Raw genomic sequence first — 20258 nt, forward strand, 5'->3', positions numbered from 1 at the left:
TGCGCCTAAAGGCTTGGCTAAGCCAAGTTTCCTTTATACTTTCATTCCTAGATTCAATATTTAAGGAGGTTCGTAAAATGAAAGAAAGATACGATTATGTAATCATTGGCGGCGGTAGTGCGGGTTCTGTACTCGGTAACCGTCTTAGTGAAGATGGGACACGCAGCGTTCTTGTCTTAGAGGCAGGACGTAGTGACTATCCATGGGATTTATTGATTCAAATGCCAGCAGCTTTGCCGTACCCAGCTGGGAAAAGCTTATACGACTGGAAATACGAGTCTGACCCTGAACCTTATATGAATGGACGGCGTGTCAAGCATGCCAGGGGAAAGGTGCTTGGAGGTTCGAGTTCCATCAACGGCATGATTTATCAACGCGGTAATCCAAAGGACTATGAACGCTGGGGAGCTGACCCAGGTATGGAAACGTGGGATTTTGCACACTGTCTTCCGTATTTCAAACGCTTGGAAAATACTTTAGCATCGGATCCAGATGATGAATACCGCGGACATGATGGTCCTATTAAATTAGAGCGTGGACCAGCCAAGAATCCTTTATTCCAAGCCTTTTTTGATGCAGCGGTCGAAGCAGGCTACTCTCGAACACCTGATGTGAACGGTTATCGTCAAGAAGGATTCGGACCATTTGATAAACATGTTTACAAAGGGAGACGCTTATCAGCTTCACGTGCTTATTTACATCCGGTTAAGCGTCGTAAGAATCTCACTATAAGAACACGTGCTTTTGTTTCAAATATCGACTTCGATGGTACCCGAGCTAAGGGAGTGACATATCGCCGAAACGGAAAGACTCATCAAGTTCATGCAGGTGAAGTGATTCTCGCTGGAGGTGCAATCAACACACCGCAGCTGCTCCAATTGTCAGGTGTGGGTGATGCAGAGCACTTGCGCTCACTTGGCATTAAACCGGTAGTTCATCTTCCAGGTGTAGGTGAAAACCTTCAGGATCACCTTGAAGCTTATATTCAATACTCTTGTCCAAAACCGGTTTCTGAGCAGCCAAACTTAAATAAAGCCCGTATGCCGTGGATTGGATTACAGTGGTTGCTCGGCCGAAAAGGTCCAGCAGCAACCAACCATTTCGAAGGTGGAGGTTTTATCCGTTCGAACGATGAAGTCGACTATCCTAACTTGATGTATCACTTCCTGCCGGTAGCGGTACGCTATGATGGACAAAAAGCGGATACGGAACACGGATTCCAGGTACACGTCGGACCTATGTACTCAGATGCTAGAGGGTCATTAAAGATTCGTTCCAAGGATCCTAAAGAGCACCCAAGTATGGTCTATAACTACCTTTCGACCGAACAGGACCGACGTGAGTGGGTTGAAGCAGTACGAATTACAAGGGAAATTATGTCTCAGTCAGCTATTGCACCATACAATTCAGGAGAAATTTCACCTGGACCTTCCGTTCAGACAGATGAAGAGATTTTGGATTGGGTGGCGAACGATGCAGAGACGGCACTTCACCCGTCTTGTACTGCAAAAATGGGACCAGATTCAGACCCTATGTCCGTTGTCGATCCGAAAACCATGAAAGTCCACGGACTCGACAATGTCCGAGTGGTTGATGCATCTGCCATGCCATACGTTACGAACGGCAATATCCATGCACCAGTATTGATGTTAGCAGAAAAGGCAGCAGACTTAATCATTGGAAAAGAACCGCTCAAACCTGTTTATGTTGATTATTACCGTCATGGAGTAGATCCGGCTGACGCTGGTACAGTAACTGGTTAAGCTTTCTCTGAGAAGGACTCTATCAAAATGTATTATACATTTTATGATAGAGTTCTTCTCTTTTTTTGGCTCTAAATATATGATTCTTATACAAACAAAGTTATAGGTTATGTACCGCAAGCAAACAAGTGTTGGTAACTGGATCAAACGATAAGTGCTATTTTTATTGTATTTCTGATTGATTTGGTATTTATTCAGCTGTTAAGTACCAAGTTTATTAGATCTAGTCTTGATTTTGGCACTTATCACCGTTATAAGTGCCATTTTTGGTTGTGTGGTTATTCATTTTGGTACTTAATGGTGGTTTAAGTACTATTTTGACAAAGTATTTTTTTATTTTGGTGCTTAACCTAAGATAAGGCCCCTGTCACTTACATCGATCGCTTGTTCGAAAAAAATTAACGCAATTAAAAAAGGAATTCGTTTGGTTAAAAGAAGTAGACAGCATTGCTCTACAGTCATCCCTTCAAACCGTGCTGATTCGTATAATCTATTCTTTAAGAAACAAAACCAATTACCACGGTTCAAGTCTAAAAAGAATAAGGTACGGTCTTACACGACTAACCTACGGCAACAATGCGGTGGTGGATCATAAGATAAAACAGAGCTTTAAGTAATGAGCGATCGCCATGTTATTTGGTCCCCTGCTGTTAAAGAAAAACTTACAAACTTGAGGTTTATTAATCCGTAAAAACAGAATTAACCTGTTAAAATATCTTCATTTGGATACTTAATTTTCTCTTCTTTTGGTTGTGCAAGCGAGAATGCCAACGTTAATGGTCCAAGTTTACCGATGAACATAATGAAAACTATTACGACTTTCCCTATAAAAGTAAGAGTACTAGTTAAACCCATAGAAAGACCAACCGTTCCAAAAGCAGAGATTACTTCAAATAAAATAGTTAAAAATGGTTGCTTTTCGGTTATGTTTAAAATGAAAACTGCTACAACAATAAATAGAATACCCATTGTAGAGATAGCTAAAGAGCGTAATATGAAAGATTGATCAATAGACCGACGGGCAATAGTTATTTCTTTTTTACCTCTTAAGAAAATCGAAACAGAAAATATAATGACCATAAAAGTGGTTAATTTAATTCCACCACCAGTAGAAGCACTACCAGCACCTATAAACATTAAGAGTAATATAAAGAATATGGTTGATTCATTCAAACTCCCTATATCTAATGTGTTAAACCCAGCCGTTCTAGGCGTAATAGCTTGGAAATAAGAAGCCCAGACCTTATCACCCAAAGTAGATAAACTGTCTAACGTCTGTGGATTACTGTACTCTAGTGTAAATACAGTAATCATAGCCATAGTATTTATAAGAAAAGTACCTATAATCATCATTTTTGAGTGAAGGGATAACGTTTTGAATTTCTTTTTGTACCACAGGTCGGAGAGTACTGTAAAACCAATCCCGCCAATAATAAACAAAAACGATATAACAATATTAACTACTGGATCTCCAACATCCCCCATTAAACTATCTGACCATAAGGAAAATCCAGCATTATTAAAAGCAGAGATAGAATGAAAGAAGCTGACATATATTCCTTGTCCCCATCCCATTTCAGGTACCCAATTTATAGATAAAAATATCATTGCAATAAATTCGATGGTTAAAGAAAAAATAAACAAATTTTTTACAAGTTTAATAACTCCTCCAAGGGAAGTTTGATTAAGAGCTTGTTGAACAACCAATCGTTCTTTAATTCCAATTTTTTTACCAAGCATCATGTAAATCAGTATGGCAAAGGACATAATTCCTAAACCGCCCAGTTGTATTAAAGAAACAATGACTATTTCACCAAACAAAGTAAAGGCAGCTCCTGTATCCACTACAATTAAACCTGTTACTGTCATAGCAGATGTAGCTGTAAATAAGGCATTAATCCAACTAATTTGATCAGTAGTCGCAAATGGTAGTTTAAGTAAAAAACTACCTATTAATATACAAATTGCAAATACAGTAATAAGTAGTTGGGAAGGGTTAAGTTTAATATATCTATATTTCATACTTTATACTCCTTCTTTTTCAAAGCGACCAATATCAGTATTATGCCCCATTATAATTAATATATCGTCCTTCAAAATGTGTTCGTCTGCTGAAGGACTTACCATGATTTTTTTCTCTCTTTCTATACCAACAATGGTTATTCCATATTTTTCTCTGACACTTAAATCGGTTAAAGATTTGTTATGAAGTTTATCGGAAGCAACAATTTCAACTATACTGTAATCTTCTGATAATTCTACATAGTCGATGATATTATCTGATACTGTATGATGGGCTATCCGTCTTGCCATCTCTCTTTCAGGGTGAATGACTCGTTCAACACCAATTCTACTTAAAACTTTATTATGATATTCATTTTGTGCCTTTGCCCAAACTTTTGGAACACCTAGCTCTTTGAGTAATAGTGATGTTAAGATACTTGCTTCAATGTTTTCTCCGAATGAGACAAAAGCATGGTCTACATTTCTAATTCCTGCTTGTTTTAAGGAGTTTTCATCAATTCCATTAGCTTGAATAGCATGTGTAGCAATATTTGAATATTCTTTTACTTTTTCTTTATCTATATCTATAGCTAGTACTTCAACTTCCATTGCGGAAAATTCTTTCACTAAACTACTGCCAAATTGGCCTAATCCAAACACTGCATACTGTTTTTTCATAACTATCCATCCTTTCAAAACGACAAAAAAAGACCACCCTTAAAAAGAATGGTCAATGAAATCATTAACCTTTCTCTCTACATTGCTTACGGAGTTAGCTGTCGGATTAGGGATTGAGAGTATCCCTTCTTAAACATACCTAGTATGTTTAAGATTCACCCCAAGATAAACATGGTTTATCAAAAATGGTTCCCCCGCTCATAACGATTCAGCAAAAAGGTTGTTGTATAAAATTGATAAATATAACATACTCCTTTGATAATCAATAGTCAATATTATTTTGACATATTTAACATTTTAATAAGTCAATTTGACACTGTTACAAAACATAGATTCCTATTACAAAGGACTCTTTATAACTGTCAAATGTATTAATAATAAACAATAGCATAAGTTTCAATCAGTTAACAGTAATGGAGTGATTGAAAATCGATTAGTCCACTGAAAAGGTAATTTCCGAAACTTTTAAGTAGCCTTTCATTGGTGAAATGGATGTGGAGATTCTATTATTGGTGCTTCTGGTATAAACTTCGTAAAAGTAAAAAATAGAAAAGTAATCAATAAGATACTGATACATAATCCGAAAGCCAATTGTTTGTGTGATAACAATTGGGACAGATGCCTTTTAATCTCTAAAATGGTCATACATACTAGTAAAAGAACGCTCAAAAGAAGTAAAAATAAACTTTCCGAAACGTGAAGCATAACGGACAGCATGGCTCCCATCATGGCAGACATCATTCCGGAAAAAAGACCTTCCAGGCAGACATGGTAACCTAACGGCAATCCGCTCACCGTTGTCATGATGGAAATAATGACTACGCTATATAATGTTGCCCAGAATAAATTATCATGAAAAAGGATACCTACCAAAAGACCTATACATAAACCGAAGGCCATAGGAAGTACCATGCCAATCATTGCAGGACGTCTCTCTTTTTCCTTGAAGATCAAAAAATAAAACGTCAAAACACACAAAATTAATATCCCTACCGTATATTGGATTAACATACATGTCCACCTCTCTATCATGTTTATGCTTTGTTGGGTGTTGGTATCCCTACAATGTTCTGGAATTTTGTCATATGCCTGATAACTTTCCTTAATCAAAAGAGGTTAAATTTCTTTTTAAAGACGAATTGTTATATAGAATAAAAAAACAGTTTTGCTAAAACCTATTTGTATCATTGATATAAGGAAGTGGTTGTTTTGGAACTTATCTATTCCGTCATCCCATCATTGGTCGCCATCATTATTGCCATATGGACGAAACAAGTGATTCCTTCTCTGTTAATTGGATTATGGGTAGGGAGTCTTTTATTAACCCAATCATTATTTTTATCTGTGGGGCAGACTATAGATTATATCGTTGGAGTGTTAACTGATACAGGAAATATAAATGTACTTATGTTTTTATATATATTTAGTGGGTTAGTAGCCCTTATTCAAATATCTGGTGGGATACAAGCTTTTGGAAATTGGATGAAAAAATATATTACCAATTCAAAAAGAGTGTTTGGTGTACTATGGGGGTTATTACCCATTACCTTTATCGATTGCGGATTTCGTGTAGTGGCTGCTGGTTCGATCGTAAAATCTCTTTCTCAAAAATATCATGTTTCCAGAGAGAGGTTAGCATATATGCTGAATAATTCCGCTAGCCCTGTTATTATTCTAATTCCTTTAGCGACAACGTTTGTCGGTTATGTTTTAGGTGTTGTAGAAAAAGGGATGCAAGCTTCAGGAGTAGAGGGGTCTGCATTAGCATTATTTATTCAATCCTTACCTTTTCAATTTTTTAGTTATACTGCGATAGGAATTGCCATTTTATCTATCATGCCTAGATTTAATTTTAGCGGGATGAAAGAATTAATAAAAATGAATCATGCACCGCTTAAACCTGCACACGATGCTGAAATGTCTGAGGAATTTCATCATCATGAAAAAGGGGAATCTGCAAAAGACCAAACAGGGAATGCAGTAAAGGGGAGTATGGAACACAACCATGATATGGATGAGAAACCAATTTTAAAACCAAGATTGATGAACTTGATTGTACCTTTAGTTGTATTAATTCCATTAAGTTTTTTCTTAATGTGGAATAGTGAAGAACCATCTCGCTCTATGTTGATTGCGTTATTGATTACAATGGTTATTACTTCCATATTATATAGGATACAAGGGATTAAGTTAGAAACGCTGGTTGAACGATTTATTAAAGGCGGTAATCAACTCATTGCTACCATTGCTATTTTAGCAGTAGCTTGGCCGATATCTGATGTATCACAAGATCTAGGGCTTGGTCAGTTAATTGAAAACACGTTAGCAGGGAATTTAAGTCCTTTTCTTGTCCCAGGTTTACTTTTTGTGGTGACAGGTGCTGTATCATACTTTATTGGGTCATCATGGGGAAGTTGGGCGTTGATGGTGCCTATTGCATTTACATTAGCTGTATCTACAGGTAGCGCTATACCGATTGCATTGGCTGCTGTATTATCTGGAGGTACTTTTGGAGATGTTACTTCTCCAGTATCAGGGATGACGGCAATGTCTGCTGGGATTGCAGAAGCAGATCACATGAAATATGTCAAAGCAATGTCACCCTATAATCTTACAGCAGGCGTAGTGGCGGCTCTGCTTTTCTTTGTTGTTCCTTTTATCATCTAGCTTTTCATAAGGATTCATTTTTTCATGATAAAGCAAACATATAAAACAGGAATAGCAGTGTAAGTGCAATGACGGATGAATGGAGTGATTGTTGATTATTAAGGCTATAGGGGTGGGCGAATGCTTAATATGAGTATTTGCTTAATTCGTTATTGAAGCAGGTTAGTTGAATAAAATTTCAACAATACATTTAAGACTGTTCTCTTAAATACCATTCTAATATTTCCTCTTTATGTTTTGAGGGAGTATGATTGTAATTAACTAATTTTAGTCCGTCAATTTCTCGTGTAAATTTAAGTGTATCGGTGCCAATTGTATTATGTGCACCAACAAAAGCATCCAGTTGAATTGTTATTTCAAAAGAAAGTCCATCTGTCATTTTTAAATCTAACACTTTTTTATTCCACGTTTGAACACCTGTAAGTCCTTCATTGTTCAGGTAGTATTCATCAACAGCTCGGTAAATTTCTTCCCACATTAAAGATAATAATGCTTTTTCATAATTGGATTGATTTGATGCAAATGCTGGAGTCGAAAACATAAGAAATAGCGATAAAAAAATAATTAATACTTTTTTCACTAACAACACCTCTAATACCTTTTAATGATATGTTTACCTAAAGAACTTCAAATATTACTAATAATATAGGATAACTATAATCTTTATTGTTGTTAGAAATTCAAGTAGCTCAGCAGAAGAAGTCTATAAGTTTTTAAGCAATGGTTAATTAATAAACAAACGAGCCTCGTTAGTACAATAAGAAAACCATATTTACCGTGTTATTAATCTTGAATTTTGGTATACTTCAATTGATAAACTAAGGAAAATGGTGAGGTAAAGAATATTTAATAATTTTATAGAGGGAGTGTGTTACATAATGGTTGGCGTAGAAATTGATATGGTTGTGAAAGATAGCTTAAAAGCATTGGAATTATACGAAAAAATATTTGAGATCGAACGAGTTGAGGTTTCAGACTTTCCTCGAGGCGAAAATGAGGTAATCTTTACCCTTTACGGCGTTCACTTTCATATGCTGGATGAAAACCCGGAATTCCACTTGATCGCACCAACCCCTGATGATCCTAAAACACTTTGGTTTAACATCATGGTCTCAGACATTGAGGATACCTATGCAAAGGCGATGGATTTAGGTTGTAAAGAGGTGCAACCAGTGACGGAAATACCTGACTACGGAGTATCGAATGCCATATTTATGGACCCTTTTAGTTATATATGGATGCTGCACCAAGTACATAAAGAGGTTAGTCATGAAGAACGTACCCAGCTTTGGGAGGAAAAAAGGGAGTATTAACAATGGGGGCGAGAGATGAAGATCAAAAAAAGAATGGCGGCTCTATTTTGGTTATTGAAGTAAAGAGGCAGATTTCTTAGAAGGAAAAGTCTCCTTTTTATTGAACTTTTTATTAGTACAGTAGTAAATTAGGTATATATATTTAAATAAATATATGAATACTCCAGCCATGTGTAACTATAGGAAACTGTAATACATTCGAAAAAAGGAGGTAACATTCATGAGTAACTATGGCAGTCTCTATGAAAAAGAAGGAAGACAGGTTTTGGTTTTTGAACGTAAATATCCATTTAGTCCCGAAAAAGTATTTCGTTTTATAACGGATCCTGATTACTTTACTCAGTGGTATCCATTTGCAACTGGAGATATGGATCTTACTGTTGGTGGAAAGATAAAGTTCGATGATGGTGAAGGGTCAATCTATGAGGCAGTTATTACCGAATTAAATCCCCCATATTCCTTTTGTTTTCGGGAAGTTGATGATTTGTTAGAGATAAGCATACATGTAGCGAATCAAGGGTGCACCTTGACATTTAGTCATACGTTTGATGATCGAGAAATGGCGATATATATAGCTGCAGGATGGCATAGATGCTTGGATGTCCTTGGTCAATTAATTCATGGGCGTTCAATAGAATGGGAAGATAATGCACTTGAATTACGTGAATACTACAAAAAAAGTTTGTATAAAAATTAAGCATTTTGTAGTTAACTTACATATATATTAGCAGAATGCACAATAAGTAATACGTTCAACAATAAAAGAATAGCCATGGTGGACATTCGTTCCTTTATTTGTGGAAAAATAGGTGTTTTTGGATGGCTAACGGACATTTGTTCCTTTATTCAGCGAAAAGGCATTCGTTTTCCTAAGGTTATGAGCATATAACGACTGATGTCCGAACCTCCTTCAAAAATGCCATTTTTTTAGAAAAAGGTACTCAGTGTCCGTAATAATTAGATCTCTTATCATAGTTTCAAAATGGATGTTGGCAAGCTTACCAAAGGATCTTGTCTTGGTGCATCGGGATAGCCTATGGCGGGTAATCCCCTTTCTCCGCTGTAGAACAGATAATCTTATCATAGACTAACTAATCAAGAACAGTCGGATTACGATGAAAGAATTGGGCGAGAAAGTCCATTTAACTGGACCATAATAAATAGTGATGGGATGGATAATAATTACATACACTTGAATCCATAATTACGACTGCTGAAGAAAAAAGCAGTCGCTTTTTTTGGCTAAAGTTACTAATTTATTCTAAATAGAAGCGTTTTATGGGGCGAATTTGGAATTGGAAAATTAGTTATGGAAAAAATAAAAACAAGTATCAATAAGGACAGACTAGGTAGCGTCCATTTTCGAGTTTCTATAATTGACAATTAATACTATAGGGGGGTATAGTATAATTACAAAAGAAAAGGAAGTGATTGGTTTGGAAGAAAACTGCTCTCAAAATCATCCAAGTACACCGAGAACAAAAGCTGAAATGGATAAAATAATAAACCGTTTAAAACGAATAGAAGGTCAAATTCGCGGAGTACAGAAAATGGTAGAAGAAGATCGATATTGTATAGATATTTTAGTCCAAATTACTGCCATTCAATCTGCATTAAAAAATGTAGGGTTCTCTGTAACTGAACGACATATAAACCACTGTGTTAGTGATGCCATTATAAAAGGTGAAGGTAAAGAATCTATCGAAGAATTGATGAATGTGATGAAGCAATTTTCCAAGTAAGGAGGGTGTGTGATGAGTGATGAAAAACATGTAACTCTTGGTGTAACAGGAATGACTTGTGCAGCGTGTTCGAACCGCATTGAAAAAGTTCTAAATAAAATGGATGGCGTAGAAGCCCAAGTCAACTTAACAACAGAAAAGGCGACGGTGGACTACGATCCAGAGAAAACGACTATGGAAGATATTACAAAGAAAATAGAAGATATTGGGTACGGTGTTCGAACGGAAAAAGCTGAACTTGATGTCTTCGGGATGACCTGTGCAGCCTGTTCTAACCGAATCGAAAAGGTTTTAAATAAACAAGAAGGAGTATCACTTGCTACTGTCAACTTAACTACGGAAAATGCTTCTATTGAATATAACCCTGTATTAGTAGATCAACATGCCTTGATCGAAAAAATAAGTAAGCTCGGATATGAAGCGAAACCAAAGGCAGAATCGGAAGAAAAACAAACCTATAAAGAAAAGGAACTGAAAAAACAGAAGACTAAATTATTCATTTCAGCGATTCTTTCTGCTCCCTTATTAATAACGATGCTGGTTCATTTATTTAACATGACGATACCGGGTATATTGATGAATCCATGGTTCCAATTTGCTTTAGCAACACCAGTTCAATTTATTATTGGGTGGCCATTTTATGTTGGTGCCTATAAAAATCTGAAAAATGGGGCAGCTAACATGGATGTGTTAGTTGCATTAGGTACTAGTGCTGCCTATTTCTATAGTTTGTACGAGTCATTTAGGACGATCGGAAATCCTGAATATATGGCCCATTTATATTTTGAAACGAGTGCCGTTTTAATCACACTCATTTTATTTGGTAAATATTTAGAAACAAGAGCCAAGAGTCAAACAACGAATGCTATATCTGAATTGCTCCATTTACAAGCAAAAGAAGCCCGTGTGATTAGAGATGGTAAAGAAGAGATGATTCCTGCCCGCGACGTTATAGTGGGGGATCATTTAATCGTAAAACCAGGTGAAAAGATACCTGTAGATGGTATCGTTGTGAAAGGGAGAACATCTGTTGATGAATCCATGCTCACTGGTGAATCGATTCCGATTGAAAAGGACTCGGGTGCAAAAGTCATTGGATCTACTATCAATAAAAATGGTTCGATTGAAATGGAAGCAACAAAGGTTGGGAAAGATACGGCACTTGCATCGATTATCAAAGTAGTGGAAGAAGCACAAGGATCAAAAGCACCAATCCAGCGGTTAGCTGATGTTATTTCCGGTTATTTTGTGCCGATTGTAGTCGGTATTGCCATTATTACTTTTGTTATCTGGATTGCTTTTGTAGAGCTTGGTCAATTTGAACCAGCACTGGTTGCAGCAATAGCTGTACTTGTCATTGCTTGTCCGTGTGCGTTGGGATTAGCCACTCCCACTTCCATAATGGTGGGAACAGGAAAAGCTGCGGAAAGTGGAATATTATTTAAAGGCGGAGAACACTTAGAAGGAACAAATCAATTAGAAGCAATTGTTCTTGATAAGACTGGAACAATCACAAAAGGAAAACCAGAAGTAACTGATTTTTCTGGTGATGAAGAAACATTACAATTATTGGCTAGTGCAGAAAGAGGATCAGAACATCCACTTGCGGAAGCGATTGTGACATACGCAACAGAACAGGATATTGATTTTGTTGATGTGGACGATTTCTCCGCTATACCTGGTCACGGTATCAAGGCAACAATCGCAGGAAAACACATTCTTGTTGGAAATCGAAAATTAATGCAAAATCATCAAATTGAGATGGAAGGTTCTGAAGAGAAGTTAGTTGATTATGAAAAAAGTGGTAAAACAGCCATGTTGATCGCCATTGATGGTCAGAATCGGGGTATAGTTGCGGTTGCAGACACCATTAAGGAAACAGCACCTGAAGCGATCAAGCAGTTAAAAGAATTAGGAATCGAAGTGATCATGTTAACAGGGGATAACGAAAGAACGGCACATGCTATTGCTAAACAAGTAGGAATTGATCAAGTAATTGCTCAAGTATTACCTGAAGAAAAGTCAGATAAGGTAAAAGAAATTCAATCGAAAGGTAAAAAAGTAGCCATGGTTGGCGATGGTGTGAATGATGCACCTGCATTAGTTACTGCAGATATTGGGATTGCGATTGGAACTGGAACGGAAGTAGCGATTGAAGCTGCTGACATTACCATTCTTGGTGGAGAGTTGTTGCTCATTCCAAAAGCCATTAAGGTCAGTCATGCAACAATTCGAAATATCCGTCAAAACCTTTTCTGGGCTTTCGGATACAATACGGCAGGAATTCCAGTTGCAGCACTGGGATTACTTGCGCCATGGATTGCTGGTGCAGCAATGGCATTAAGTTCAGTTAGTGTTGTTACGAACTCACTTCGTTTAAAACGAGTGAAACTATAAAAATATAAATTTAAAGGAGTGTAAAGTCATGGAAAAGACAATAAGCGTTCAAGGCATGTCATGTGGTCACTGCAAAATGTCAGTGGAAGGTGCATTAAAAGATTTAGATGGCGTTACAGCTGCTGAAGTTAATTTAGACGCGGGTAGTGTGGATGTTACCTATGATGACTCAAAAGTTACATTTGATGCTTTGAAAGAAGCTATTGAAGAACAAGGCTATGATGTGGAGGCTTAATCATTTTCTAATGGAAATCAACCCTCGGGAGTGTACCATTCAGGTATACGCTCTCTAGGGTTAGCATTAGTAGGTACTATATTGGCGATTCACTATCTGATTTGTGAAAGAAGGGGCGATTGTGGAATAAGCTGCAATCGTCTTTTCTGTTAGGCAAACGATAAGTGTCATTTTCATTGTATTTCTTATTGATTTGGTATTTATTCAGCTCTTAAGTACCAAGTTTATTAGATCTAGTCTTGATTTTGGCACTTATCATCGTTATAAGTGCCATTTTTGGTCGTATGGTGATTCATTTTGGTACTTAATGTTGGATTAAATACTAGTTTGACAAAGTATTTTTTTATTTCCGTATAGGAAAGCATAAATTGTCCCTTTCTTCAACACGAAGAATAAGCACCCTTCTTTATTGAATAAATGTAATTATGCTAAATGGCAGGAATTATAATGACATGTTGCATTTTGGTGGAAAAATTTACACTGAAAAATCCGCTGAAAAAGGTGATGTTGTGTTAAAGTGGCAGGTTAGTGGAATAAGTATTTAAATATTTTGTAGGGAGAGATATAATTTTGAAAAAAAAGATTACAACATTGTTAGGACTAATGATTCTTTTGTTGGTTGGATGCTCAAATGAAGAGATTCCTAACCATCTAGTGTTTGAAGGAAAAAGTGAAAATTTTAAAGTTCATTTTGAAGTAAGTCAATCCCCTAACGAGAATAAAAAAGGAAAGTATCATTATTCAGAAAGACCAATGATTGATTATATAGGAGATGATTACGAACTAGGTACTCATTTTAAATGGAAAATCACTGGTTCTGATATTATACAATCACGAGCTTCGGGTACTAGTAAAAAAAGAAAATTTGGTGTAATCCCACCCCAAAATTGGTATGAATCCACTGCATTTGATTCCTATCTAAAAGAAGATGCTTCACTTACTTTTAAAATGGATTGGGGACAAAAAAGTGAGTCTATCCCTTTAAAACTTACAAAAGTTTCATACACCGAATAAATTTCTCGATACAAAGAGATAAAACTAACAATAAATAGAAACATCTACCGAAATATAAGATAAATAAAGTGAAATTAAAGTATATGGGTCTCCTAATGGAGGCTTATCTGGAACAAGAAACGTAGACCTTATTGCGTTAAAGGGAAGGTTAATTTAAAAACAAAAATTTATTGATAGATTGGAGGAGTAAGATGTCTAAGCGGAAAATAAGTGTAATTGCTATGATTTCTATAGTGTTAAATATTGCTTTGATTTGGTTTGGATTTTCTTTTTATCAAGAAAATAAGACTATTAAAAAAGGAATTATTACTCAATATTCAACACAACAAGAGGAAGCACTGTTTGAATTGGAAAGAGCACTAGAAAATCAAGATGACAAAGAGGAATTTGTCAAAGCATTAACATCGGCATATGGAATCATATATCATAATGAAGTCTTAACGAGAACTTATACACCTATTGGTGAGAATGTGGAAATTCCTGAGAATATAAACATAATAAATAGTCCTTACACATCCAAAGCGATTGGGAATGCACTATTCGAACGAACAATGGATAGGATGGATAATGACGATATGCAAAAATTAGAAGAATATACATCATATGTTGATGATGTGGTTAAAACACTTGATTATCGAAATACAATAGAGGAAAAAAGTTTAAGCCAGCAATATAAAGTCTTAAATGAAGTTAGTAATTTAATCGAAGGTTTTGATTTAGAAGACTAAAAATGTAACTTCATCTTATTGTGTGAATTATTACACTTAAACAAACGAAGGGCGAATATTTAACAAGTAGATCGTCAATCGAGGACGATAAGTGTCATTTTCATTGTATTTCTTATTGATTTGGTTTTTATTCAGCTGTTAAGTACCAAGTTTATTAGATCTAGTCTTGATTTTGGCACTTATCACCGTTATAAGTGCCATTTTTGGTCGTGTGGTTATTGTTTTTGGTACTTAATGGTGGTTTAAGTACTATTTTGACAAATTACTTTTTTATTTCCGTATAGGAAGTATAAATTGTCAGCAAGGAAGCAATTTCGACGTAGTGGACAATTTTAGGAATATAGATAAGGGCAACTACGTCTCTGACTTCACCAAAGGCTCGTCAATCGACGAGTTTTCTTTATGGTGCTTAACCTTGTGATATGATCAAAGCTTGGTCAGTCAATTGAAAACACATTAGCAGGGAATTTAAGTCCCTTTCTTCAAACATGAAGGATAAGTACCCTTCTTTATTGAATAAATATAATTATGCTAAAGGGCAGTTATGTTGAAGAAGAAGTATCCTTTTGGTTAAAGTATAAGAAATGACAATGAAAAGGTGGTATAAAAAGTGATAAAAAGAGAACTTCGGAAAACAGCTGATGGTGGATGGCTTCGTTTACAAACAGTCACGAATATTTGTCAGAGCAAGTGTGGGAAGTATTAACAAATGAAGATTATGTTAATAAGTGGCATCCAGAACTTCGAATGCACCAACTACGTGACGGTGGTAACATAATTTTTGATTTCGGGAATGGTGAATTTCATAAGTTACCTATTCGAGAGTTTAAAGAAGGTAAGATTTATGGATTTGACTGGTACGGAAGTTACATACGATTTGAAGTGGAAGAGGATGGACAGTTGCTGATGACGTTTAAAGTCAACGAAGTAAATGAGCAATCACTTCGGGACCTTACAGGATGGACGATGATTAGTGAAGCAATTGATGCCACATTACGTGGAGAAAGTTTCACGTTTGATAAGGAACGGGCTGGAAAGATACGTCAAGAATATGAGCGTGAGTTGGAAGTATAGTTACTTAAAAAGAAATAGTTATTCAACTATCGCGTGCTTTTCTTCAATAAGATTTGAATCATTATCTTCCACAATCGAGGCACGATTGTGGAACTAGATATATCAAAAAAAGCAGATTTCTTAAAATTTAGGAAACCTGCTTTGTAAAAATGAATCCGAGTACTGGAATTAATGGGATCACCTATTAAATGGGTATATTTCAAGAAAATACTAAAAATGCAATAAAGTGCAAAGAGCGTAAAAAAAACTTGTTGTATCAAGGGTTTAACCCTCTGCAAAAAATGATGATTGCAATAAAAATGAAAGCGGTTTAATCTAAGTGTAAGACATGAAGCAGTTACCCAAGATTAATTGATAAAGTGAATGGATCAAGTAACTGAAAATGTGAGAAACAGATCTGAGTTGGCCCGTTTAAATGGTAAATCAATTAAAGGAATAGGCACTGCCAAGGAAGCAATTTCGACGTAGTGGACAATTTTAGCGAATATAGATAAGTGCAACTATGTCTCTGACTTCGCCAAAGGCTCGTCAATCGACGAGTTTTCTTTATATGCTTTTAAAGGAGGTGACTTTAAGTAACCTGTTGTGCCTATACTCCTTGTTCAGGGAAATAAGGAATCTATCAAACATTTAAAGCAAGGGCATTTAACTCGGAAAAATCATTAACGAGAGGAGACTTTTTTGTGAAAAAAATTGGAAGTTTGATTATGACTATTTGTATGCTTGCAACCGTGCTTACGACAAATACTGTTAGTGCGAATGCAGAGGGTTATACGGAGACGGGATCGAATTCGGCAATTTACTACATATCTCCAACTGGTAGTGATAGCAATCCAGGAACTAAAAGTGAGCCATTTAAAAGTTTGATGAAGGCGCAAGCCGAAGCTTCCTCTGGGGATACCGTATATATTCGTGGCGGAGTTTATGATGAGTTTGAGTTTGATCAAGATACAGATAATCTGCACGAGTCTGTTTATCATTTTGTGCATGATATTTATAAGAGCGGGATTACCTATCAGGCTTATCCTGGAGACGAAAGACCTGTTTTTGATTTCAGTAATGTACCAACTGATCAACGTGTAGCTGCTTTTTACATAGGAAGAGAAGTTACTGATATCAATTTCATCGGATTTGATGTGACTGGAGTTAAAGTAGGTGACCAAAAGCAGTCCGAAGCTTTTAGAATTGGTGGTGAAGCGAACTTCGAGAATATGGCTGCTTATAATAATGAAGCAAATGGTTTTTACTATTTTGCCAATGGGACAGGAGTTGTTCTAAATACAGATGCTTATAACAACATTGGACCAACTCCTAGATCAGCTGGAAATATAGATGGTTTTGGTGCTCATGGAGAAGCAGTTTGGTTCATTAACAGCCGTGCATGGAATAACAGTGATGATGGATTTGACAGTATCAATTCAAATGGGCCAGTAACTCATATCAATAGCTGGGCTTTTAATCATAATGGTAATCAAGAGCGTATAGGCGACAAAAATGGGTTTAAAGTCGGCGGATATGCTTATATAACAGAGGGACTTCCAGATCCATTGCCAGTTCATACCGTTATAAATAATTTATCTGTTAATAACGGAGGTAATAACTTTTATGCGAATCATCAGCCAGGGCAATCAGCTTATTGGATTAATAACACGGCTTCCAATCCTGGCTATGGTGCTAACTTCAATATGCTAGAGCGTGTCAGTCCAACTAGTACAGAAGACATCCCTGGTTACCGAGAAGTTTTACACAATAACATTGCTTATGAGGGTCCACTAACATCAAATTTAGACAATGATAAGACTCCGCAAGAAAATATAACGAATAATTCTTGGACCATAGATGGTGGTCTTGATGTCACTGCTGATGATTTTGAAAGTATGGATATGGAACAATTAACTGCACCTAGAAAATCAGACGGCAGTTTACCTGATGTGACATTTATGAAACCTGTACCTACTAGTCCGCTTTACCAAAACGGTTTAGGCTACCTTGCTGACAAAAATGATCCTTTTGTAACCTTACAAAAACTAGTGTCAGTATACGCCCAATCCGGAAATATAGATAATCATGGAATTGAAAGAAGTCTCCAGATGAAACTAAAGAACCATAATCTGTCTGGTTTTATTAATGAGTTAGAGGCTCAATCAGGAAAGCATATAGATGAGGAAACAGCACATAGTCTGACTCTAGTAGCGAATGCTTTGATAAAATAAGGAATTATGATCACTGAAAGAGGCACCTCATATTGGGTGTCTCTCTCTTTTTTTAATAAAAGTGTATTTTTCTAGTGAATGCAATTGCAAGTTTTATGCTTTATTTAGTTTTAGGAAAATTCAAGTTTTTTTGTTAATGTACGTATTTTTGTTAATAAAAATGTTCTTAGCACTATAATGGGCTTCTATTAGCTGGTTCGTATTATAAGGTTAGAAAGCACAAAGAAATCCTTTGAAAGTATAAAAAGTCAGCATTATTAAGCTATCCATAGGGTGGCATTTTTAATTTTGTTGTATATTAAATTAAAGAGAGAAACTCTCATGTGAAGCGTTTCACTTAAACAATCGGGCTAGTATTTAACAAGTAGATCGTCAATCGAGGACGATAAGTGTTATTTTCATTGTAATTCTTATTGATTTGGTATTTATTCAGCTGTTAAGTACCAAGTTTATTAGATCTAGTCTTGATTTTGGCACTTATGACCGTTATAAGTGCCATTTTTGGTCGTGTGGTTATTAATTTTGGTACTTAATGGTGGTTTAAGTACTATTTTGACAAAGTACTTTTTTATTTTGGTACTTAACCTTGTGATATTTTCAGCTGCTTGGTAAGTCGAAGTTGCAATATATTAAAAACGATCCCACTAATCCCAAATTATTGAAAGTTAATCGTTAGATAATCATAAAAATAAATGAAGAACTTTTTTTACTAATGAAGGGGTGGGATCGTGGAATTTGAGGTTGGGCGAAATATTGTGATAATTATAGGTATTTCATTATTAATATTGGGAATTAAACACAAAAAGGATCATCACGAAGAACCATACAAACCTATTAAGATGGGTAAAGTAAAGTATGATGAAGATGCGGAAAAATCGGTTGTCGGTTTATCACTTTTTGGATTACTTAGTATGTTTCCGTGGTGGTTTATTAAAATCGTTAACATATGTTTAGGTTTATTGTTTTTATATTTAGGTTTTTTTGGTAACCAATAATCAAGCATATGTGTTTTATCACTAAATGGCAGTTTAGTACAAGAATCAATATTTAGATACTCTTTACAAAGAATTACGATTCCTAAGTATGGATACTGACAACTAGTTACTTAAAATAATTTGTAGACTTACTTACAACAGAATAGATATGTTTTCCAGATTATAGTAGTATGAATCCTATTATTAGGTTCTCATTTATTGAGGGAAAGGAGTAGGAAATGTCAAAAATAGTTTCATTTGTTGGTGGAGTTCAAGGACCTTGGAAAGTTGTCAAAATTGAAAATGTAGTTGGAAAACCCATGGAACCAGTTGAGAAACTCCAAATAGTTGATGGTTCTGTAGAAAATCCTTCTTTCAACACAAATTGGATACTACGGGGTGTAACAAGCAACTTGCGTTATACCACAAGTCAAGAGAAAGAACATTTAAATAAGCATTCACCGCCACTTGGTAGAAAAGAAGATACTTGTGCTGCATTGATACCAATAAAGAAATCAGTTGAATGGTGGGAGCTTGCACAGGACGAAAGACGTGAGATTTTGGAGGAACAGTCTCAACATATTAAAATAGGACTACGACACTTGCCTGCCATTGCACGAAGATTACACCACTCGCGTGACCTTGGTGAACCATTTGATTTTATCACTTGGTTTGAATATTCTCCAGATTATTCTAGGGATTTCGAAGAGTTAGTATCAAGTCTTCGTACTACACTTGAGTGGAAGTATGTAGAGCGAGAAGTAGATATTAGATTGGCTTTAGACTAATTTTCCATAAGATAAACCAATAATCGTTTTTAAAAGTATAATTAAAAAATGATTTAAGATTAATTTTTTTAAGTAAAGGGGTGCTTATCTAGAAAGTTCCACTTAAAAGACCAAATGAATATTGGAGTGGAGTGTACTATGCGTGAATTGCTTCTAGAAATTGAACTATTTAAGAATTGGGCTAAACCAGCAGATAAATCCTTTGGAGAATGGGAAACTGAATACCTCCATTGGGACAGAATATATCACTTTGTTAACAAGCTAATTGAAGATAGCCCTGTTGAAAAATGGAGTCCAGACCTAATAAACGAATTTTTATATATTTTAGCGAGAGACAACGAATGCGAAATAATTATTGATACTTTAATAGAAAATCCACCTCAATTACTATCCATTGCTAAACACTCGGTATCGTTTCCAGACCACGATGCAAGGTGGCAAATAGCCTATGGACTTGGGGAAATAAATGAAAATGAACAAGAAATAAAAAATATTCTAAAAAAGTTACTAAATGATGATAAGGAATACGTTAGGATAAGAGCATCTTTTGCTTTTGAGAAAAAGGGATTTAAATTGTAATTCCTATATTGCATTAACGGGTGCGTTAGTTTAACAAGCCGATATTATAAAAATGGAACTTCCATAAACTAGGAAGTTCCATTTTTATA

The 20258-nt window shown here is 35.8% G+C and carries 18 protein-coding genes, 1 pseudogene and 1 riboswitch; of the genes and pseudogenes, 15 read left to right on the top strand and 4 right to left on the bottom strand.

The genetic code is table 11. The annotated features are described in order from the left end of the window. Nucleotides 1–77 precede the first annotated feature (77 nt). A complete protein-coding gene (gene betA / locus GHD00_RS17895; protein WP_163539576.1) occupies nucleotides 78–1763 on the top strand; it encodes a choline dehydrogenase in 1686 nt (561 codons plus the stop codon). 395 nt (nucleotides 1764–2158) lie between these two features. Continuing rightward, nucleotides 2159–2325 (top strand): annotated as a pseudogene (locus tag GHD00_RS17900) (IS200/IS605 family element RNA-guided endonuclease TnpB); the annotation flags it as partial. Between the two features lie 137 nt (nucleotides 2326–2462). On the opposite strand, the gene GHD00_RS17905 reads toward GHD00_RS17900, so the two are convergent. The 3 genes from GHD00_RS17905 to GHD00_RS17915 all read right to left on the bottom strand — a co-directional run bounded on the left by GHD00_RS17905 (nucleotide 2463) and on the right by GHD00_RS17915 (nucleotide 5456). Next, nucleotides 2463–3785: a TrkH family potassium uptake protein gene (locus GHD00_RS17905; RefSeq protein ID WP_163539577.1), complete on the bottom strand. Its 1323-nt coding sequence runs from the start codon at nucleotides 3783–3785 to the stop codon at nucleotides 2463–2465. 3 nt (nucleotides 3786–3788) lie between these two features. Beyond that, nucleotides 3789–4445, bottom strand: a complete 657-nt coding sequence (locus tag GHD00_RS17910; RefSeq protein ID WP_163539578.1) for a potassium channel family protein — start codon at nucleotides 4443–4445, stop codon at nucleotides 3789–3791. A gap of 68 nt (nucleotides 4446–4513) precedes the next feature. After that, a riboswitch (cyclic di-AMP (ydaO/yuaA leader) is annotated at nucleotides 4514–4669 on the bottom strand. A gap of 253 nt (nucleotides 4670–4922) precedes the next feature. Continuing rightward, nucleotides 4923–5456, bottom strand: a complete 534-nt coding sequence (locus GHD00_RS17915; RefSeq protein ID WP_163539579.1) for a hypothetical protein — start codon at nucleotides 5454–5456, stop codon at nucleotides 4923–4925. Nucleotides 5457–5654: 198 nt separating this feature from the next. Between GHD00_RS17915 and GHD00_RS17920 the strand changes: the two genes are divergently transcribed. Continuing rightward, entirely contained in the window at nucleotides 5655–7112 is a 1458-nt protein-coding gene (locus GHD00_RS17920) for a Na+/H+ antiporter NhaC family protein (RefSeq protein ID WP_163539580.1), read from the top strand. A 190-nt stretch (nucleotides 7113–7302) separates the two neighbouring features. Here GHD00_RS17920 and GHD00_RS17925 read toward each other — a convergent pair whose 3' ends face one another. After that, a complete protein-coding gene (locus GHD00_RS17925) occupies nucleotides 7303–7692 on the bottom strand; it encodes a DUF3888 domain-containing protein (protein WP_163539581.1) in 390 nt (129 codons plus the stop codon). A 298-nt stretch (nucleotides 7693–7990) separates the two neighbouring features. Between GHD00_RS17925 and GHD00_RS17930 the strand changes: the two genes are divergently transcribed. From GHD00_RS17930 to GHD00_RS17990, 12 genes are all read left to right on the top strand, one after another. After that, complete coding sequence (locus GHD00_RS17930; protein WP_163539582.1) at nucleotides 7991–8425, top strand: VOC family protein; 435 nt, start codon at nucleotides 7991–7993, stop codon at nucleotides 8423–8425. 220 nt (nucleotides 8426–8645) lie between these two features. Beyond that, the gene (locus GHD00_RS17935; RefSeq protein WP_163539583.1) at nucleotides 8646–9122 is read left to right on the top strand and encodes an SRPBCC family protein; all 477 of its coding nucleotides are present in this window, start codon (nucleotides 8646–8648) and stop codon (nucleotides 9120–9122) included. Nucleotides 9123–9915: 793 nt separating this feature from the next. Beyond that, the gene (locus GHD00_RS17945) at nucleotides 9916–10167 is read left to right on the top strand and encodes a metal-sensing transcriptional repressor (RefSeq protein WP_163539594.1); all 252 of its coding nucleotides are present in this window, start codon (nucleotides 9916–9918) and stop codon (nucleotides 10165–10167) included. 12 nt (nucleotides 10168–10179) lie between these two features. Continuing rightward, nucleotides 10180–12564, top strand: coding sequence for a heavy metal translocating P-type ATPase (locus tag GHD00_RS17950; protein ID WP_163539584.1), 2385 nt, complete (start codon nucleotides 10180–10182; stop codon nucleotides 12562–12564). 28 nt (nucleotides 12565–12592) lie between these two features. Continuing rightward, nucleotides 12593–12799: a copper chaperone CopZ gene (copZ, locus tag GHD00_RS17955; protein ID WP_163539585.1), complete on the top strand. Its 207-nt coding sequence runs from the start codon at nucleotides 12593–12595 to the stop codon at nucleotides 12797–12799. Between the two features lie 570 nt (nucleotides 12800–13369). Beyond that, complete coding sequence (locus GHD00_RS17960) at nucleotides 13370–13813, top strand: hypothetical protein (RefSeq protein ID WP_163539586.1); 444 nt, start codon at nucleotides 13370–13372, stop codon at nucleotides 13811–13813. A gap of 191 nt (nucleotides 13814–14004) precedes the next feature. After that, on the top strand, nucleotides 14005–14541 hold the full coding sequence (locus GHD00_RS17965) for a hypothetical protein (RefSeq protein ID WP_163539587.1): 537 nt from the start codon (nucleotides 14005–14007) through the stop codon (nucleotides 14539–14541). 648 nt (nucleotides 14542–15189) lie between these two features. Continuing rightward, nucleotides 15190–15615, top strand: coding sequence for an SRPBCC domain-containing protein (locus GHD00_RS17970; protein ID WP_163539588.1), 426 nt, complete (start codon nucleotides 15190–15192; stop codon nucleotides 15613–15615). A gap of 683 nt (nucleotides 15616–16298) precedes the next feature. Next, the gene (locus GHD00_RS17975; RefSeq protein WP_240468747.1) at nucleotides 16299–17828 is read left to right on the top strand and encodes a DUF1565 domain-containing protein; all 1530 of its coding nucleotides are present in this window, start codon (nucleotides 16299–16301) and stop codon (nucleotides 17826–17828) included. A 728-nt stretch (nucleotides 17829–18556) separates the two neighbouring features. Then, the gene (locus tag GHD00_RS17980; RefSeq protein WP_163539589.1) at nucleotides 18557–18823 is read left to right on the top strand and encodes a hypothetical protein; all 267 of its coding nucleotides are present in this window, start codon (nucleotides 18557–18559) and stop codon (nucleotides 18821–18823) included. Nucleotides 18824–19041: 218 nt separating this feature from the next. Continuing rightward, a complete protein-coding gene (locus GHD00_RS17985; protein ID WP_163539590.1) occupies nucleotides 19042–19590 on the top strand; it encodes a chlorite dismutase family protein in 549 nt (182 codons plus the stop codon). Between the two features lie 138 nt (nucleotides 19591–19728). After that, complete coding sequence (locus GHD00_RS17990; protein ID WP_163539591.1) at nucleotides 19729–20169, top strand: HEAT repeat domain-containing protein; 441 nt, start codon at nucleotides 19729–19731, stop codon at nucleotides 20167–20169. Nucleotides 20170–20258 lie beyond the last annotated feature (89 nt).

Source organism: Gracilibacillus sp. YIM 98692, assembly GCF_010993965.1.
GTDB lineage: Bacteria > Bacillota > Bacilli > Bacillales > Amphibacillaceae > Gracilibacillus.

What these genes read in the sequence shown, in the direction of transcription:
- betA (WP_163539576.1), top strand. Translation starts at nt 78, where the DNA reads ATGAAAGAAAGATACGATTATGTAATCATTGGCGGCGGTAGTGCGGGT.
- GHD00_RS17905 (WP_163539577.1), bottom strand. Translation starts at nt 3,785, where the DNA reads ATGAAATATAGATATATTAAACTTAACCCTTCCCAACTACTTATTACT.
- GHD00_RS17910 (WP_163539578.1), bottom strand. Translation starts at nt 4,445, where the DNA reads ATGAAAAAACAGTATGCAGTGTTTGGATTAGGCCAATTTGGCAGTAGT.
- GHD00_RS17915 (WP_163539579.1), bottom strand. Translation starts at nt 5,456, where the DNA reads ATGTTAATCCAATATACGGTAGGGATATTAATTTTGTGTGTTTTGACG.
- GHD00_RS17930 (WP_163539582.1), top strand. Translation starts at nt 7,991, where the DNA reads ATGGTTGGCGTAGAAATTGATATGGTTGTGAAAGATAGCTTAAAAGCA.
- GHD00_RS17935 (WP_163539583.1), top strand. Translation starts at nt 8,646, where the DNA reads ATGAGTAACTATGGCAGTCTCTATGAAAAAGAAGGAAGACAGGTTTTG.
- GHD00_RS17945 (WP_163539594.1), top strand. Translation starts at nt 9,916, where the DNA reads ATGGATAAAATAATAAACCGTTTAAAACGAATAGAAGGTCAAATTCGC.
- GHD00_RS17950 (WP_163539584.1), top strand. Translation starts at nt 10,180, where the DNA reads ATGAGTGATGAAAAACATGTAACTCTTGGTGTAACAGGAATGACTTGT.
- copZ (WP_163539585.1), top strand. Translation starts at nt 12,593, where the DNA reads ATGGAAAAGACAATAAGCGTTCAAGGCATGTCATGTGGTCACTGCAAA.
- GHD00_RS17965 (WP_163539587.1), top strand. Translation starts at nt 14,005, where the DNA reads ATGTCTAAGCGGAAAATAAGTGTAATTGCTATGATTTCTATAGTGTTA.
- GHD00_RS17970 (WP_163539588.1), top strand. Translation starts at nt 15,190, where the DNA reads ATGGCTTCGTTTACAAACAGTCACGAATATTTGTCAGAGCAAGTGTGG.
- GHD00_RS17985 (WP_163539590.1), top strand. Translation starts at nt 19,042, where the DNA reads ATGTCAAAAATAGTTTCATTTGTTGGTGGAGTTCAAGGACCTTGGAAA.
- GHD00_RS17990 (WP_163539591.1), top strand. Translation starts at nt 19,729, where the DNA reads ATGCGTGAATTGCTTCTAGAAATTGAACTATTTAAGAATTGGGCTAAA.